Source organism: Prevotella heparinolytica (genome assembly GCF_004342845.1).
Taxonomy (GTDB): domain Bacteria; phylum Bacteroidota; class Bacteroidia; order Bacteroidales; family Bacteroidaceae; genus Bacteroides; species Bacteroides heparinolyticus.
This window is the reverse complement of the sequence record NZ_SLXB01000065.1, coordinates 1-1,120: the sequence shown is the minus strand read 5'-3', so window position 1 is coordinate 1,120 and position 1,120 is coordinate 1. Positions and strand designations below refer to the sequence as shown.

Annotated in this window: 1 protein-coding gene and 1 pseudogene; both read right to left on the bottom strand. The window is 34.5% G+C overall.

Annotation, left to right across the window (positions count from 1 at the left end):
- Positions 1–112: 112 nt before the first annotated feature.
- Positions 113–298, bottom strand: a pseudogene (locus tag EV202_RS14960) (transposase); the annotation flags it as partial.
- A 3-nt stretch (positions 299–301) separates the two neighbouring features.
- Complete coding sequence (locus EV202_RS14955) at positions 302–907, bottom strand: master DNA invertase Mpi family serine-type recombinase (RefSeq protein ID WP_004302103.1); 606 nt, start codon at positions 905–907, stop codon at positions 302–304.
- Between the last annotated feature and the right edge of the window lie 213 nt (positions 908–1,120).

Here is a 1,120-nt window from a genome sequence, read left to right as displayed (position 1 = left end):
AGCACAAGTTCCTGCCTTCTATACTGTAACCACTGCATCAAAGCACGATTCTACAGCAATGTCTTCAATCCATTATGAGCCAAATGCTTATTATAACGTGAGTTCGACGAATTTAGAATAAGGCAAGCTGCGTGTCTATTTTCCTTTGTACATTGATACACGGTTTTTTCGGAAATAAGCAATATGCAGCAATGGCTCCCAGAAGGTTAACGATGAAGTTATCAAAGCATCTATGTCTGGAGTGCTCTACCTGAGCAATGTTCTTAAGCTCATCATTCACCGTTTCAATAATCGCTCGGTTTCATTCCGTCAAAAACTGTTTTATAAAACGGTCAAGCGTATTTCTATCAACTTTACATAATTTTGAAATTTTACGCTTAGAGACTTTTGCCTTTAAAAGTTCATGGATAAGATTTTCTTTTCCATGAAGTTTGTATTTTTCTACAGAACTTTTTCTTCCCTTTGGTCGTCCCAGCGTCACACCTTCAGCTTTTTTTCTTGCCAAAGCCTCCTTCGTGCGCTGGCTAATAAGATTACGTTCAATCTCAGCAGATAGTCCAAAAGCAAAGGCAAGAACCTTACTTTGGATATCATCACCAAGACGATAGTTGTCTTTTATAGTCCACACACGACATTCTTTGGTCATACAAATATTTAATATCTCCATAATCATGAACAGATTTCTTCCCAAGCGTGATAATTCTGCACAGATAATGAGATCATCTTTCTGAATCTGTAGCAAAAGCCTACCCAATTCACGTTTATTGTATGATTTCATACCACTAATGGTTTCCTCAATCCAACCATCAATTACAAGTTTATAACGTTCACAGAAATTATTAATTTCAAAACGCTGATTCTCTACTGTCTGCTTATCGCTGCTTACTCTAATGTATCCGTAAATCATAATTCTCATTTTTTTATTATTTATACTTTCCCATAATAACAAGAAAAATCCTTTTAGCCATATTTATAAAGATATAAAAGAATAAATTCTTAATAAGCAGTATTTTTATATGTAATAGCACTAGTGGGCACTTTAAATTAAACATCGTTCTTTGAAATCTTTGATAATCGCATAGTTATGTATCTTTTTGTAGCGTGACGATTTGAATTGAAA

Bases quoted from the DNA above. Each gene is read 5' to 3' on its own strand.
- EV202_RS14955 (WP_004302103.1), bottom strand. From the start codon at position 907: ATGATTTACGGATACATTAGAGTAAGCAGCGATAAGCAGACAGTAGAG.